This is a genomic window from Nocardia sp. NPDC050435 (genome assembly GCF_040655395.1).
Classification (GTDB): Bacteria; Actinomycetota; Actinomycetes; order Mycobacteriales; family Mycobacteriaceae; genus Nocardia.
On record NZ_JBFAJW010000005.1, the window covers coordinates 103176 to 118210 of the forward strand.

Consider the following 15035-nt stretch of genomic DNA (forward strand, 5'->3'; position numbering starts at 1 on the left):
TATCCCGATGCCGTTCTTGCGCACGATGTTCGCGCTGAAGTCGATCAGGGAGGCTGCATGCTTGTGATCGACCGATATCTGACCGACGGGGACTACAGCGGCGCGTTGCGCGCGGAGTTCGCGTCCTGGCTGACGGGCGCGCCCAAGGCGCTGCCCTGCCGCCTCCTGCATGCCGGGCGGGCGGTCCGCCCGGTGCGCGGGGAGGGCGAGATTCTGGCCGCGCACGCCCGCGCCATCGCCGGCGCCAGCGGCGCCTGCACCCTGCTGGAACTCGGTGCGGGCCGGCCCGAGCACGCCTCGGCCCTGATCGAGGGACTGGCGCCGACACTGCTGAGTTATGTGCTGGTGGCGGCGAACGCGCAGACGGTGCAGGCGGGCGCGTCGGCCATCGCGCACCGCCATCCCCGGCTGGCCGTGCGCGCGGTGGTCGCCGATTTCACCCGGCAGCTGCACCGGCTGCCGGCCCGCGGCGGACGGCTGATCACCCTGCTCGGCGGCTATTTCGCCGCGCTGCCACCGGCCGAGCGGGCGGCGTTCCTGACACAGGTGCGGACCACGATGGAGTGGGACGACTGTTTGCTGCTCGGCCTGGATCTGGTCGGCGAGCCCCGGCGCCCGGTCGCCGCGGCGCGTGCGGAATCCGAGGTGACGGCCGAGTTCAACCGGAACATCCTGCAGGTGGCCAATCGTGAACTGGGCACGGATTTCCGGCCCGGCCGGTTCGACCACGTCGTCGACCGGGACCCGCGCCGGGCGCGGATCGAGCTGCGATTGCGTGCGCGCGAGCGCCAGCGGGTGCGGGTGCCGGGGCTGGGCACCGCCGTCGAACTGGCGGCGGGGGAGCAGATTCGCACGGCGGTGCTGTCCACCTTCGACCTCGCGCGCATCGAGGGCGAACTCGTCGCCGCGGGCTTCGCGCTCGATCGGATCTGGCCGGGCGAGAGCGGAGAGTACGCGGTCGTTCTGGCTCGCCCGGCCGACCAGGAGTGACGACCGGCCCCCGCTGGATTGTGCCGCTCAGCCCTTCACCGGACGCTCCAGAAGTCGCGCGCGGCGCGCACCGTGCCGATCACCGAGCCCGAGACCTTGGAGACTCCGTGTGTGCGGGGCCGGTAGACGACATCCAGTTCGCGGATCCCCCACCCGGCGTGCGCGGCGCCGACGAGCAGTGCCAGCGGATAGCCGGACCGCGGATGCAGCGGACCCAGCGCGACCAGAGCCTGCCGCCGCAGCACCCGCATCGCCGCGAGGTCCGACACCGGCACGCCGTAGCGGCGGCGCAGCCACTGCGCCAGCACCCAGTTGCCCAGCCGCGCGTGCCACGGCCACGCGCCCGGCGCCGGCCGCCGGCGGCCCGCGACCAGGTGCACCCCCTCGGTCAGTTCGGCGACCAGCCTGGGCAACTCGGCCGGGTCCATCGACCCGTCCCCGTCCAGCACCGCCACGATCTCGGTCTTGCACGCGTCGACCCCGGCCTGCACGGCGGAACCGTAACCCGGCGTGGACTCCACGATCACCGTCGCGCCGCCGGCGTGCGCGACATCGGCGGTGCCGTCGGTGGAACCGTTGTCCACCACGATGACTCGGTAGTCCGACGGCATCGCGGCGAGCACGCCGGGCAGCGCGCCGGCCTCGTTGCGGCACGGAAGGACGACGGTGACGCCCGGAAGTTCTGCCTCGATGGTCATACCCTCGACCGTAGGGCCGGCGGGCCGAAATACCTGGTTGCGGGCGGTGACGAAAGTGTGACGAGCGGAGCGGATCGCCCGGTGGCGGCGGCCGGTCGTTAGGGTTGGCCGCGGTATCGACGGATTGGTGGGCGACGTGAGCATTCTGATAGCCGATGACGACCCGGTCGTCCGCGAAGTGGTCCGGCGCTACCTCGAGCGTGACGGGTTCAGCGTCGTCGAATCGGCGGACGGCGCCGCGGCCGCGGCGGCCCTGGCCGGTACCGGTGTCGAGCTGGCGATCCTGGATGTCATGATGCCCGAGCCGGACGGCATCGCGCTGTGCCGCGGCATCCGGGCCGGCGCGCGGCCGGATACGCCGGTGATCCTGCTGACCGCGCTGGGCGAGGAGGACGATCGGGTGGTCGGATTGCGGGCCGGCGCCGACGATTACGTCACCAAACCGTTCAGCCCGCGCGAGCTCGCGCTGCGGGTGGGCGCGGTGCTGCGGCGCGCCCGGCGCGGCGCGGCCGCGGACGAGCAGGCGCTGCACAGCGGCCCGCTGGTGCTGCGCCCCGATACCCAGCTGGTCTACGTGTCGGGCACCCCCGTCGATCTCACGGCCCGCGAATTCGATCTGCTCGCCTTTCTGCTCGCCAATCCGGGGCGGGTGTTCAGCCGGACCGAGCTGCTGGCGCAGGTCTGGGGCTGGACCTTCGGCGATCAGTCCACGGTGACGGTGCACATCAAACGCCTGCGCGCGAAACTCGGCCCGGCGCACCGGATTGACACGGTGTGGGGGCGCGGCTACGCCTGGGATCGGCTGCCGGACAACGGGGCCGGCGAGCATGCCTGAGGTGGTCGTCCTGGCCGGGCTCGCCCTGCTGGGCACCGTGCCCGTGGTCGCGCTGGGCGCCGTCGTGCTGCGGGCCACCCGCTCGCGGTCGCTCACCACGAGCACCGTTGTCCTGGTGCTGATTCCGGTGCTGGCCGCGCTGGCCGGATTCACCGCGGTGACGCGGTTGATGTTCGACGAGGTCTTCACCCAGCTGGTGGTGGTGCTCGCGGTGGTCCTCGCGGTCGCGGTGCCCGCCGCGATCGTGCTGGGCCGCGCGCAGGCACGAGCCACGGTGTGGGAGCGCCAGATTCGCGAGCAGGAGCGCGCGGCCGAGGAATCCCGGCGGGAACTGGTGGCGTGGGTCAGCCACGATCTGCGCACCCCGCTGGCCGGGATCCGCGCCATGGCCGAGTCGCTGGCCGACGGCGTCGTCGCCGAGCCCGCCGACATCGAACGCTATGCGCTGCAGATCGTCCGGGAGACCAACCGGCTCGCCGCCATGGTCGACGACCTGTTCGACATGTCCAAGATCAGTTCCGGCACCCTGCGGCTCACGCTGGAACCGCTGGACCTGCGTGAGATCGTCGACGATGTACTGGCCGCCCAGCAGCCCACCGCGAGCCGGGCCGGTGTGGATCTGCGCGCACGGCAACCGAATACGCCGGTCCTGGTGGTCGGCAGCGACCGATCGCTGGCCCGGGTGCTGACCAACCTGGTCGGCAACGCACTCGCGCACACCCCGCCCGGCGGCGTGGTCGAGGTGGGCGTCGGCGTCACCGACGGCCGCGCGCTGCTCGGCGTCACCGACACCGGGCCGGGAATCGCGCCCGCCGACCTGCCGCGGGTCTTCGAGGTGGGGTACCGCGGCAGCGCGGCCCGTTCCCCCTCGGCCGGTGCGACCAGCGGCAGCGGAATGGGCTTGGCCATCGCCTCGGGGCTGGTCGCCATGCACGCCGGTGACATCTCGGCGCGCAACACCGGCGGCGGCGCGCGGTTCGAGATCTCGCTGCCGCTGCTCGCGCCCGGCTGAGCGCCTACTGTGTCCGGCGCCAGCGCAGCGGCGTGGTGCCGGTCCAGCGCTGGAAGGCGCGGGTGAAGCTGGCGGCTTCGGTGTAGCCGAGGCGGTCGGCGACGGCCGCGGTGGACAGGTCGGTGCCGGTGAGCAGTTCGCAGGCCAGCGTGCGGCGCACCTCGTCGAGCAGCGATCGGTAGGAGTGCCCCTCGGCGGCCAGCTGGCGGCGCAGGGTGCGCCCCGAAAGATGCAGTGCCGCGGCTACTTCGGCCTCGCTCAGCGGGCCGCGGGTGCGGCCGAAGAGCAGATCGCGGACCCGGCCGGCGGTGCCGGTGAGGGCGCGGCGCTGGGCGGCCAGCTCGCGGCACTGCTGGGTGGCCAGGTCGGCGGTGTACGGGTCGGCCTGGGGGAGCGGATCGTCGACGACGCGCTTGTCGAAGACGGTGGCGTAGTGCGCGCACTCGTATTCGGGGGTGAACGACAGCGCGGCGTCGATGCGGCGCGCGGCCTCGGGCGGTGGTTCCGGGTAGGGCAGCCGGACCGCGCTCAGGCGCTGGGCCGGTCCGGCGATATCGCGGAGCAGGGTGGCGATGACATTGATGTCGCGTTCGGCGACGAACCGGGCGACCCGCGGGTCGGCCACCGCGGGTTCGATGACCAGCGCGATCTCGGTGCCGTTCTCCACGGCGGTGATGTCGCAGAAGGAGTAGGACAGATCCAGGAACCGCAGCCCGACCTCGATGGCGTCGCGGATCGACTGGCTGGCGATGAGCGCGTAGCCCCACATGCCGTGCACGGTGGCGTGGTAGCGCAGGCCCGCGGCCAGCCCGAGCCCCGGACTGTCGGGGAGCGCGCGCAGCACGTTGGTGATGATCGCGATCTCCTGGCTTCCGGTCACCAGCGTGCCCGGCGTGCGCAGATCGCTGCCGCGCAGGCCGGTGCCGCGCAGGCAGTCGGCTTCGGTCAGCCCGTGTTCGGCGGCCAGGCGCGTGACCAGCAGCGCGCTGGTCGGCGCGCGCATCCCGATCAGCGCGTTCCTGCGCCCCTTCGCCTCCGCGTCTCCTGTGGACACCACTGGCCAAAAATATCAAAAATGCGGCCCTGGCGGACGTAGGAATCCCCAGTTGGCCGCCCTAGCCTTCCGGTAGGCGAAGACGTGACCCCGGTCACGACCATGGACGGCGAGGATGCGAGGACAGCTTTGGGTGCGAAGAACCGCTTCGATTATGTGATCGTCGGGGCCGGCAGCGCGGGCGCGGTAGTGGCGGCCCGGCTGTCGGAGAACCCGGCCGTCTCGGTGCTGCTGCTCGAGGCCGGCGGCGCCGACGACGCCGACGAGATCCACATTCCGGCGGCCTTCCCGAACCTGTTCAAGACCAAGTGGGACTGGAACTACGAGACCGCCGAACAGAAGCACATGGCGGGCCGGCGGGCCTTCTGGCCGCGGATGAAGGGGCTCGGCGGCTGTTCCTCGATGAACGCCATGATCTACATCCGGGGCAATCGGGCCGACTACGACAGCTGGCGTGACGATTTCGGCGCCGAGGGCTGGGGCTACACCGATGTGCTGCCGTATTTCATACGCGCGGAATCGAATTCGCGCTTCGCCGACGAGTTCCACGGCAGCACGGGCCCGCAGCACGTGCAGGACCGGCGCTTCACCCACGAGACCACCGACGCCTGGATCGAGGCGGCGGTCGCGCACGGCCTGAAGCGCAACGACGACTTCAACGGCGCCGAGCAGGAGGGTGCGGGCCGCTATCAGGTCACCTGCAAGGACGGCCGGCGCTGGTCCACCGCGGACGGCTACCTGCGCCCGGCCGCGCAGCGGCCGAATCTGACGATCCGCACCCACGCCTTCGTCACCCGGGTGCTGCTCGAGGGCACACGGGCCGTGGGCGTCGCGTACCGCGCCGAGGGCGTCGAACAGCTCGTCTACGCCGACGGCGAGGTGGTGCTGTCCGGCGGCGCGATCAACTCGCCGCAGCTGCTCATGCTCTCGGGCATCGGCCCGGCCGCGCACCTGCGCGAGCACGGCATCGAGCCGGTGCTCGACCTGCCGGGCGTGGGCGAGAACCTGCACGACCATCCGGTCACGCCGCTGCTCTGGCACAGCCGCGACACCTCCGATCTCACCGACTTCTCCAATCCGGCCCGGCTCATGCAGTGGAAGCTGTCCGGGCGCGGGCCGCTGTCGTCGAATGTGGGGGAGGGCGGCGCGTTCTTCGCCTCGCGCGACGGCTTGGCCGCGCCCGACATCCAGATCATCACCGCGCCGACCGGCTTCTACGACAACGGATTACGGGAACCGCTCGCCCAGATGATCACCGCCGGCGTGACGCTGGTCAATGTCGCCAGCCGCGGCCGGCTCCGGTTGCGCTCGGCGGATCCGGCGTGGAAGCCGGAACTCGATCCCGGATACTTCAGCGACCCCGTCGATCTCGCGGCCTCGGTCGCGGGCGCGCGCCGGGTGCTCGAGATCGCGCGGGAGAAGCCGATCGCCCGCTACCTGGATCGCCCGTTCCTGCCCGCGGCGATGACCGGGCTGACCGACGAGGATCTGGGCGAGCACATCCGGGCCTGGACCCAGACGCTGTACCACCCGGTGGCCACCTGCTCGATGGGCACCGGCGAGACCGCCGTGGTGGATCCGCGCCTGCGGGTGCACGGCATCGAGAACCTGCGCGTGGCCGACGCCTCGGTGATGCCGATGGTGCCCCGCGGCAACACCAACGCCCCCTCGATCATGGTGGGCGAGAAGGCCGCCGATCTGATTCGCGAGGCCCGGGCATGACGTCGACCGACACCGAGGGGATCCAGGACATGACCGCAACCACCACCGCCGTGGCGACTTTCGATTCGCTCGACCCGGCCACCGGCGACGTCGTCGGCACCCATCCGATCTTCGGCGCGGCCGAGGTGAACGAAACCGTCGAGCGCGCAAGGGAAGCCGCGCGCTGGTGGGCGGAGCTGAGCTTCGACGAGCGCGCCGAGCGCCTGCGCAAGTGGGGCGGCGTCATCGCGCGCCGGATGGCGCAACTGGCCGAGTTGTCGCATGCCGAGACCGGCAAGCCCGCCGCCGATGCCCAGCTCGAGATCGCCATGATGCTGGACCATCTCGCCTGGGCGGCCGGGAACGCGCGAAAGGTGCTGGGCCGCAAGAGCATCACGCCAAGCCTGATGGCCGCCGATCTCGGCGCCTCGGTGGAGTACCTGCCGCTGGGCGTGATCGGGGTGATCGGGCCGTGGAACTTCCCGGTGTTCACCCCGATGGGATCGATCGCCTACGCCCTGGCCGCCGGCAACGCGGTGGTGTTCAAGCCGAGCGAATTCACCCCGGGCGTCGGCAAGTGGCTGGTGGACGCCTTCGCACAGGTGGTGCCCGAGCAGCCGGTGCTGCAACTGATCACCGGGCTCGGTGAAACCGGTGCGGCCCTGTGCCGTTCGGGCGTGGACAAGCTGGCCTTCACCGGATCGACCGAGACCGGCAAGAAGGTGATGCGCGCCTGCGCGGACACCCTGACGCCGGTGCTGATCGAGGCGGGCGGCAAGGACGTGCTGCTGGTCGACGCCGACGCCGACCTGGACGCCGCGGCCGAGGCGGCGGCGTGGGGCGGGCTGTCCAACGCCGGGCAGGCGTGCATCGGCACCGAGCGCGTCTACGTGCACGAGCAGGTCTACGACACGTTCCTCGCCAAGCTGACCGCGCTGACGAAAACGCTGCGGGCGGGCGATGATCCCGACGCGAAGCTGGGTCCGATGACGATGCCCTCGCAGCCCGGCGTGGTGGCGAGCCACATCGCCGACGCGCTGGCCAAGGGCGCGCGGGCCGTGGTCGGCGGGCCGGAGGCCGTGGGCGAGCGACTGGTACAGCCGACGGTGCTCGTCGACGTCCCCGAGGACTCGCTCGCCATGACCGAGGAGACGTTCGGGCCGACCCTGGCGGTCAACAAGGTGCGCTCGATGGACGAGGCCGTGCGGCTGGCGAACAATTCCCGCTACGGCCTCGGCTCGGCGGTGTTCTCCAAGCGGCGCGGCGAGGAACTCGCCCGCCGCATCCGCTCCGGCATGACCGGGGTCAACCTGGTCTACCTGTTCGCCGCCCTGCCCGAGCTGCCCTTCGGCGGCGTCGGCGACTCCGGCTTCGGCCGGATCCACGGCCCGGACGGCCTCAAGGAATTCACCTACGCGAAATCGGTTGCGCGCCGACGCCTTCCGGCGCTGCTGACGCTGACCTCGTTCGCCCGGACCGCCAAGGTCGACAAGCTGCTCGCCACCCTGACCGTGCTCCGGCACGGCTGATGTTTCAGAGAGTTCGAGAGGAACAGTTCCGATGTTGAGCACCATGCAGGACGAGCAGTTGTCGCTGGCGACGCTGCTGAACTACGCGTCCACCTTCCAGGGCGACAGCACGGTGTCGACCTGGACCGGTGACGGTCTGCGCACCATGACCTACCGCGAAATGGGCGCGCAGGCACGGCGTCTGGCCAATGCCCTGCGCGGGCTCGGCATCGGCGAGGGCGACCGGGTCGGCACCTTCATGTGGAACAACAACGAGCACATGGTCGCCTACGCCGCGGTGCCCGCCATGGGCGCGGTGCTGCACGCGCTCAACATCCGGTTCTTCCCCGAGCAGCTGGTCTATGTGGCCAACCACGCCGAGGACCAGGTGGTCATCGTCGACGGCACGCTGTTGCCGATGTTCGCCCAATACTTGCCCAGCCTGAAGACGGTGCGCCACGTCATCGTCGCCAACGGTGACGCGGCCGCGTTGCAGGCGCCGGAGGGCGTGCAGGTGCACGCCTACACCGAACTGCTTGCCGCGCAATCGGACAGCTACGAATTCCCGATCGTCGACGAGCGCTCGGCCGCCGGCATGTGCTACACCTCGGGCACCACCGGAGACCCGAAGGGCGTGGTGTATTCGCACCGTTCCAACTGGCTGCACGCCAGCCAGGTCTGCGCGCCGAACGGCATGGGCTTCTCCGCCGCGGACACGGTGCTCGCCATCGTCCCGCTGTTCCACGCCAACGCCTGGGGTCTGCCCTACGCGGCGCTGATGTCGGGCGCGAACGTGCTGATGCCGGACCGTTTCCTGCAGCCGGGCCCGCTGCTGGAGATGATGGCCGCCGTGCGGCCCACCTTCGCCGCGGCCGTGCCCACCATCTGGGGCGGCGTGCTGGCCGGTCTGCAAGCCGCGCCACAGGACATCTCGCACCTGCGCACCTGCCTGGTCGGCGGCTCGGCGCTGCCGCCCGCGATGATGCACGTGTTCGAGGAGAAATTCGGTGTCAAGCTGCTGCACGCCTGGGGGATGACCGAGACCTCGCCGCTCGGCTCGGTCGCGCATGCGCCGGTGGGCGTCGAGGGCGAAGAGCAGTGGGCCTACCGCTACACCCAGGGCCGGTTCCCGGCGGGCGTGCGGGCCCGGCTGGTCGACGACTCCGGCGCGGTGCTGCCCAACGACGGGCAGGCGCTGGGTGAGGTGCAGGTGCGCGGCGCCTGGATCACCGGCGCGTACTACTCCCCCGACGGCGCCGAGATCGAACCCGACAAGTTCGACGACGGCTGGCTGCGCACCGGCGATGTCGGCAAGATCAGCCCGAACGGGTTCCTCACCCTGGTGGACCGCTCCAAGGACGTCATCAAGTCCGGCGGCGAGTGGATCTCCTCGGTGGATCTGGAGAACGCCGTGATCGGGCATCCGGCGGTCGCCGAGGCCGCGGTCATCGGCATCCCGGATCCGAAGTGGGACGAACGCCCGCTGGTCGCGGTGGTGCTGGCCGAGGGACAGAAGGCCGAGGCCGAGGAGCTCCGCGAGTTCCTGACCGGCAAGTTCGCGAAGTGGCAGCTGCCCGAGTACTGGACCTTCGTCGGCGAGGTGCCCAAGACCAGCGTGGGCAAATACGACAAGAAGCGGCTGCGCGCGCAGCACGCCGACGGCGAGCTGACGGTGACCACGCTGTCCTGATCGCCCCGGGCCGCCGCCGTCAGACCACGTCGGCGGCGGCGTTTCCGTTGTCCCGCAGCATCGCCGGCAGTCCGAGTGCCACGGGCGCGTTCGCCGGAATCACCGGATGCTCCGGCCGCACCGGCGCGACCGCCCGATAGGGGCTGCCCATCGCGGGCCGGGGATCCGCGGCATCCTTGTTCGGCCACAGCGCCGCGGCGCGTTCGGCCTGCGCGGTGATCGTCAGCGACGGGTTCACGCCCAGGTTCGCCGAGATCGCCGCGCCGTCGACGACGCTCAGCGTCGGATAGCCGTGCACCCGGTGGTACGGGTCGATCACGCCCCGGGCCGGGTCGTCGGAGATCACACAGCCGCCGATGAAGTGCGCGGTCATCGGCACGTTGAACACGTCGGGCCAGGTGCTGCCCGGGGTGGCGCCGAGTTTGTCCGCGACCCGGCGGGTGGCCTCGTGGCCGGTCGGAATCCAGGTCGGGTTCGGCTGCCCGTAGCCCTGCTTGCTGGTGAAACGGCGGCCGAACAGGCCGCGGCGGGTGTAGGTGGTGATGGAGTTGTCCAGGCTCTGCATGACCAGCAGGATCAGCGTGCGCTCGCTCCACCGCTTGGTGCGCAGCAGCCGGACGGTGCGGATCGGATGCGCGAGCGCGATCGGAAAAACGCGCAGCCACTGCGGAATTCGCTGCCCTCCGTCGACCAGGTAGGTGTTCAGCAGGCCCATCGCGTTGGAGCCCTTGCCGTAGCGGACCGGCTCCACATGGGTGTCCGGCGTGGGATGGAACGACGAGGTGATGGCCACGCCCTTGGTGATGTCCATCGCCGGATCCACGGTGGTGCGGCCGACCCCGAGAATGGCTTCGGAGTTGGTGCGGGTCAGCACGCCGAGGTGGGGTGAGAGCGCGGGCAGGACGCCTCGGTCGCGCATGTCGAACAGCAGGTGCTGGGTGCCCCAGGTCCCCGCCGCCAATACCACCTGGCGGGCCCGGAAGCTGGTGCGCCGCCGCCGGATCCGGCCGTCGGTGCGTTTGGTCTCGACGGTCCAGGTGCCGTCGGGGTGCGGGCGGATCGCGGTCACCGTGGTCAGCGCGCGCACCTGCGCGCCCGCCGCCTGCGCGAGGCCGAGATAGTTTTTCACCAGGGTGTTCTTCGCGCCGTGCCGGCACCCGGTCATGCATTCGCCGCACTCGACGCACCCGGTCCGTTCCGGTCCGACGCCGCCGAAGTACGGGTCCGGCACGGTCTGGCCCGGCGTCCCGAAATACACCCCGACCGGGGTGGGCACGAAGGTGTCGCCGACGCCCATCTCGTCGGCGACCGCCGCGATGACCACGTCGGCGGGCGTTGTGTGCGGGTTGCGCACCACGCCCAGCATCGTGCGGGCCTGCTCGTAGTACGGGCTGAGCTCGGCGTCCCAGTCGGTGATGTTCGCCCATTGCGGGTCACCGAAGAACGCCGCGCCCGGCTTGTACAGCGTGTTCGCGTAGTTCAGTGAGCCGCCGCCGACGCCCGCTCCGGCCAGGATGAAGCAGTCGCGCAGCCGGTGGATGCGCTGGATGCCGTAGCAGCCCAGTCGCGGCGCCCACAGGTAGCGGCGCAGATCCCAGTTCGTCTTCGCGAAATCGGCGTCGGCGAAGTGCCGGCCCGCCTCGAAAACCCCTACCCGATACCCCTTCTCGGACAGCCGCAGCGCCGTCACGCTGCCACCGAACCCGGACCCCACGACGACGACGTCGTAGTCGAACTCCTCGGACTTGACCACCTCCAGACGCTAACAGCGCGCCGGGAGCGCCGACCGGTTTTTGACTCCGGTCACAGGGTGTTTGTCAGGACGTTGTGAACTGTCCTCTAGTCCGCGAAACCGCCCCGATCGGGGTTTGCTGAGGGTTATCCTCGCGGCAGAGAAGCGAGAGCGAAAGGCGACCAGAACCGAAAACCGCGCAAGCGCAGTCTTATCCGTTGTAGCCGGGCTACCGGGCCCGCCGCGGGCGCCGGTCGTCAGAGAAGTTGAACCTAGCTTGATTACCGATGTTGTGGAAGTGGTCGCGGATGTTCCGGTCTCGCGCCGCGCGTTCTTTGAACTGTTGGTAGATCCGCAGAACTATCCGCGGATTCTGTTGGGGGTGGGGGCCTGCGAGCCGCTCGCACCGGTCGACGGCCGCCCGCTGGTGCGCTTCCGGATCGGCTCCCTCGCCGCGGGCATCCGCACCGTCGAGGTGCAGCCCCTCGTGGTGCGCTGGTACGAGCGCTTCGAACTGCACTGCCCGAAGGAGGGCAGCTTCGCCTCCATCCGGCTGCGCGGCGAGGGCGACCGCACCCAGGTGATCATCACCTGCTTCGCGGTGGGCCGGATCCACCCCGGACTCAGCGATATCACCAAATCCATCCTGGCGCAGTGGGTTCAGGGTGGCTTGGACCGGATGGTCGACATCGTGCGCGCCAAGCCCACCGCGGTGGTGACCAACGGCGAGGACACTCCGGTCCGGCGCCGAGCCGGGGTGGCCCGGCAGATGATCGTCAGCCGGGTGGTGGCCAGCCGGCCCGATCTCGGGATCAAGCAGGTGCGGCGACTGGTGCGCTGGGGCTTCAACCTCGCGGGCGGATACGCCGCCGGCGCCGCGCACTCGCCGGACCGGCTCGCCGTCATCGACGGGTGGGGCAGCCGGACCTTCGCCGAGATCGACGCCCGCACCACCGCCCTGGCCGGCGGCATGGCCACCCTCGGGCTCGGTTCCGGTGACGCGATCGGCCTGCTCGCCCGCAACCATCGCGGCATGATCGAAACCATGGTCGCCGCAGGCAAACTCGGTGTCGACGTGGTGCTGATGAACGCCGGTCTGGCCGGGCGCACGCTGGAGGAGATCGTGCAACGCGACCGCCTGATGGCGCTGTTCGTCGACAGCGATCTCGAGGACCTGGTCAAGTATCTGCGGGTGGACATCCCCCGCATCGCCACCGACGACTGCCCGCCCGCCGAGGGACGTTCCACACTCGAGGAACTGATCGCGCTGGGGGAGAACAAGTTCCGGATGCCGCAGCAGCCGGGGCGGCTGGTGGTGCTGACCTCCGGCACCACCGGCTCGCCCAAGGGCGCGCGCCGCCCGCACCCGCGCGGCTTCGCCACGATCGCCGCGCTGCTGTCCCGGATCCCGTTGCGCATGAACGAGATCATGCTGATCCCGGCCCCGCTGTTCCACACCTGGGGTCTGGCCGGCTTGCAGATCAGCACGGCGCTGCGCGCGACCACGGTGCTGCCCGCCCAGTTCGACGCCGAGGACACGCTCCGCCTGATCGCCGAGCACCAGGTCACCAGCCTGCTGGTGGTGCCGACCATGGTGGAACGCATCCTGGACCTGCCGGTCGCGGTGCGCGCCCGCTACGACCTGTCCAGCCTGCGCGTGGTGGCCAGTTGCGGTGCGCCGCTGGCGGCCGCGACGGTGCTGCGGTTCCTGGACACCTTCGGCGACATCCTCTACAACGTCTACGGCTCCACCGAGGTGTCCTGGGCGACCATCGCCACACCCGCGGACCTGCGGCTCTCGCCGATGACGGCGGGCTGCCCGCCGCTGGGCACGAAAGTGGCGGTGCTGGGCGAGGATCGGCGTCCGGTGGCGATCGGCGTGGTCGGGCGGATCTTCGTCGGCAACCACATGCTCTTCGACGGGTATGTCAGCGCCGCACCGCCCGAGGAGGTCGAGGGCCTGCTCGACACCGGCGACGTCGGGTACCTCGACGCCACCGGGAAGCTCTACATCGCCGGCCGCGACGACGAGATGATCATCTCCGGCGGCGAGAACGTCTTCCCGCGGCCGGTGGAGGAGGCGCTGGCGCTGCTGCCGCAGGTCAGCGAGGTAGCGGTGGTCGGCGTCCCGGATCGCGATTTCGGGCAGCGCCTGGCCGCGTTCGTGGTCAAGCGCGACGGCGTGGGCCTGGATCCGGAGATGGTGCGCAACTACATCCGCAACCGGCTCGGCCGGGTGTCGGTGCCCAGGGATGTCGCGTTCCTGAGTCAGCTGCCGCGCGGCGAGACCGGCAAGGTGCTCAAGCGGTTCCTGGCCGGGGCCGACGGGGCGCACTAGGGCGAAATCCGAGCAGGGCGGCGGTGATCCGGCTCAGCGTGTCCGGGCGCAGTGCGTCCCGGGGCACGCTGTGGTCGCCGTAGCCGAACATGCCGTCGTCGAGCAGCGCCGGTAGTCGGGGTTCGTCCAGCCGGTCCGCGGCGAAGTCGTAGAGCGCGGTGAGCCGGGGCAGGATCAGGCCGTAGTCGATGACGCGCGCGGCCCGGCCCTCCTCGGCCAGGATCTGCTCGATCGTCATCGCGTGCAGCGGATAGGGCTCCGGGAATACGTTGCGCAGATCCAGGAAGACCCGCACGGCCTCGCCGCGCGGATCGCCCACCCGCCCGCCGAGGCGGCCCAGCCGGCCCAGCGCCAGCGCGGGCCGTTCGATCAGCGCGTGGGCCAGCAGCACCCGCGAGAGGGTCACGTTCATCAGGAAACGCTCGGCGGGTAACTCGGATGCGGTCAGCGCCGCGCTGTCCAGGTAGCCGCTGACCACGCTGCGATTGTGGGCCCGGTACCAGGCGGCGGGAGAGGGCGCGGCCAGGAACTCCAGCCAGTGCCGGGCCCCCGGCGGCGCCTCGGTCACGCCCGCGTCCCACAGCAGGCGCGCGGTCAGCTTGTCGCGCAGCAGCCGATCGTTGACCGCGCGCCACCACCCGCTGCCCGTCTCCGGATGCAGCACCCCGCGCGCCAAAGCCCAACGCAGGAAATACAATTCGGCGCGCTGATAACCGCGCACATGCGCCGGATAGAACTCCGCCGCCGCGCTCAACCGCCGATGCGGTTCCGCTTGGACCGCGGCGATCCGGTCTGCCGCCTCGTCAGCGGCCTGCTCTGCGTGCATCGACGCTCACTGTAGGTGAAGGCGGTGTGCCTCGCCGTCTGCGGCGCGGTCGGCTCGCCCTGCGGCTGAGCGTGCGGACGGCCTCGTGACTAGCCCGAGCAAACCCGAATGTGCTGGGCGCGCCGGGTTTCCTACCGGGCTTACCTGCCGCAGTGGGTGCCGAATGCTGGACGTGGGCGCAGGGTGCCCCGCTGTGGTCCGGTTTCAGAAAGTGACAGAGGAACCGCGTAGGCGAATTGCGGTCGACACGCCGGATAGGGACCGCAATATGACTACGAGGTTCGGCTGCTTCTCTCGTGAGGTGGCGAAAATCCCTGTGAAATGCGGCCTGAAACGGGACCACAGCGGGGCGGGGAGGCACTGGATGCGTTCGTGCTGGGGGCGATTGGTAAGTCCGGTAGGGCTCCCGGCGTGCCCTGCACTGTTTGGGTTGCCACCCCGCCCGGAATGAGCCCTGTCCGACGACCCGCGCTCAGAGCTAGGACCGATGGAAAACCGCATCCCCTACCTACACCGTGGCCGACGCCCTCGGCCCGTACTCGCTGCGCCGCGCCCAGCAGCTGCTCGGCCGCCTGCCGGAGCTGCCCCGGCACACAGATGCGTCCCACTCTGAGCGACAAACCTCGAGGAAGGTCGAGCGTTGTCGCTCAG

11 protein-coding genes are annotated in these 15035 nt (G+C 70.7%); 7 read left to right on the forward strand and 4 right to left on the reverse strand.

Annotated elements, in window-relative coordinates:
* Positions 1–57 precede the first annotated feature (57 nt).
* On the forward strand, positions 58–990 hold the full coding sequence (locus AB0I43_RS16415) for an L-histidine N(alpha)-methyltransferase (RefSeq protein ID WP_357432402.1): 933 nt from the start codon (positions 58–60) through the stop codon (positions 988–990).
* Between the two features lie 35 nt (positions 991–1025).
* Here the strand turns inward: AB0I43_RS16415 and AB0I43_RS16420 are convergent, their stop codons facing one another.
* Complete coding sequence (locus AB0I43_RS16420) at positions 1026–1688, reverse strand: glycosyltransferase family 2 protein (RefSeq protein WP_357432403.1); 663 nt, start codon at positions 1686–1688, stop codon at positions 1026–1028.
* Positions 1689–1824: 136 nt separating this feature from the next.
* On the opposite strand from AB0I43_RS16420, the gene AB0I43_RS16425 reads away from it, so the two are divergent.
* Complete coding sequence (locus AB0I43_RS16425; RefSeq protein WP_356979489.1) at positions 1825–2523, forward strand: response regulator transcription factor; 699 nt, start codon at positions 1825–1827, stop codon at positions 2521–2523.
* Positions 2516–3535 (forward strand): HAMP domain-containing sensor histidine kinase, encoded by a 1020-nt coding sequence (locus AB0I43_RS16430; RefSeq protein ID WP_357432404.1) that lies wholly within the window; start codon positions 2516–2518, stop codon positions 3533–3535. Before AB0I43_RS16425 ends, AB0I43_RS16430 begins: the two co-directional genes overlap by 8 nt.
* A gap of 4 nt (positions 3536–3539) precedes the next feature.
* Here the strand turns inward: AB0I43_RS16430 and AB0I43_RS16435 are convergent, their stop codons facing one another.
* Positions 3540–4592 carry an AraC family transcriptional regulator ligand-binding domain-containing protein gene (locus tag AB0I43_RS16435; protein ID WP_357432405.1) on the reverse strand — a complete coding sequence of 351 codons (1053 nt, stop codon included), beginning with the start codon at positions 4590–4592 and terminating at the stop codon, positions 3540–3542.
* Between the two features lie 81 nt (positions 4593–4673).
* Between AB0I43_RS16435 and AB0I43_RS16440 the strand changes: the two genes are divergently transcribed.
* Genes AB0I43_RS16440 through AB0I43_RS16450 form a run of 3 tightly spaced genes read left to right on the forward strand, consistent with a single transcriptional unit; the run spans position 4674 to position 9488 of the window.
* A complete protein-coding gene (locus AB0I43_RS16440; RefSeq protein WP_357432406.1) occupies positions 4674–6311 on the forward strand; it encodes a GMC family oxidoreductase N-terminal domain-containing protein in 1638 nt (545 codons plus the stop codon).
* A 29-nt stretch (positions 6312–6340) separates the two neighbouring features.
* A complete protein-coding gene (locus tag AB0I43_RS16445) occupies positions 6341–7819 on the forward strand; it encodes an aldehyde dehydrogenase family protein (RefSeq protein ID WP_357432476.1) in 1479 nt (492 codons plus the stop codon).
* 31 nt (positions 7820–7850) lie between these two features.
* Positions 7851–9488 carry a long-chain fatty acid--CoA ligase gene (locus AB0I43_RS16450; protein WP_356979481.1) on the forward strand — a complete coding sequence of 546 codons (1638 nt, stop codon included), beginning with the start codon at positions 7851–7853 and terminating at the stop codon, positions 9486–9488.
* Between the two features lie 19 nt (positions 9489–9507).
* Here AB0I43_RS16450 and AB0I43_RS16455 read toward each other — a convergent pair whose 3' ends face one another.
* Positions 9508–11241: a GMC family oxidoreductase gene (locus AB0I43_RS16455; RefSeq protein ID WP_357432407.1), complete on the reverse strand. Its 1734-nt coding sequence runs from the start codon at positions 11239–11241 to the stop codon at positions 9508–9510.
* Between the two features lie 361 nt (positions 11242–11602).
* Between AB0I43_RS16455 and AB0I43_RS16460 the strand changes: the two genes are divergently transcribed.
* Positions 11603–13558: an AMP-binding protein gene (locus tag AB0I43_RS16460; RefSeq protein ID WP_356979477.1), complete on the forward strand. Its 1956-nt coding sequence runs from the start codon at positions 11603–11605 to the stop codon at positions 13556–13558.
* On the opposite strand, the gene AB0I43_RS16465 is transcribed toward AB0I43_RS16460, so the two are convergent.
* Positions 13521–14384, reverse strand: a complete 864-nt coding sequence (locus AB0I43_RS16465; protein WP_357432408.1) for a hypothetical protein — start codon at positions 14382–14384, stop codon at positions 13521–13523. The two genes, AB0I43_RS16460 and AB0I43_RS16465, sit on opposite strands and share 38 nt — an antisense overlap.
* Between the last annotated feature and the right edge of the window lie 651 nt (positions 14385–15035).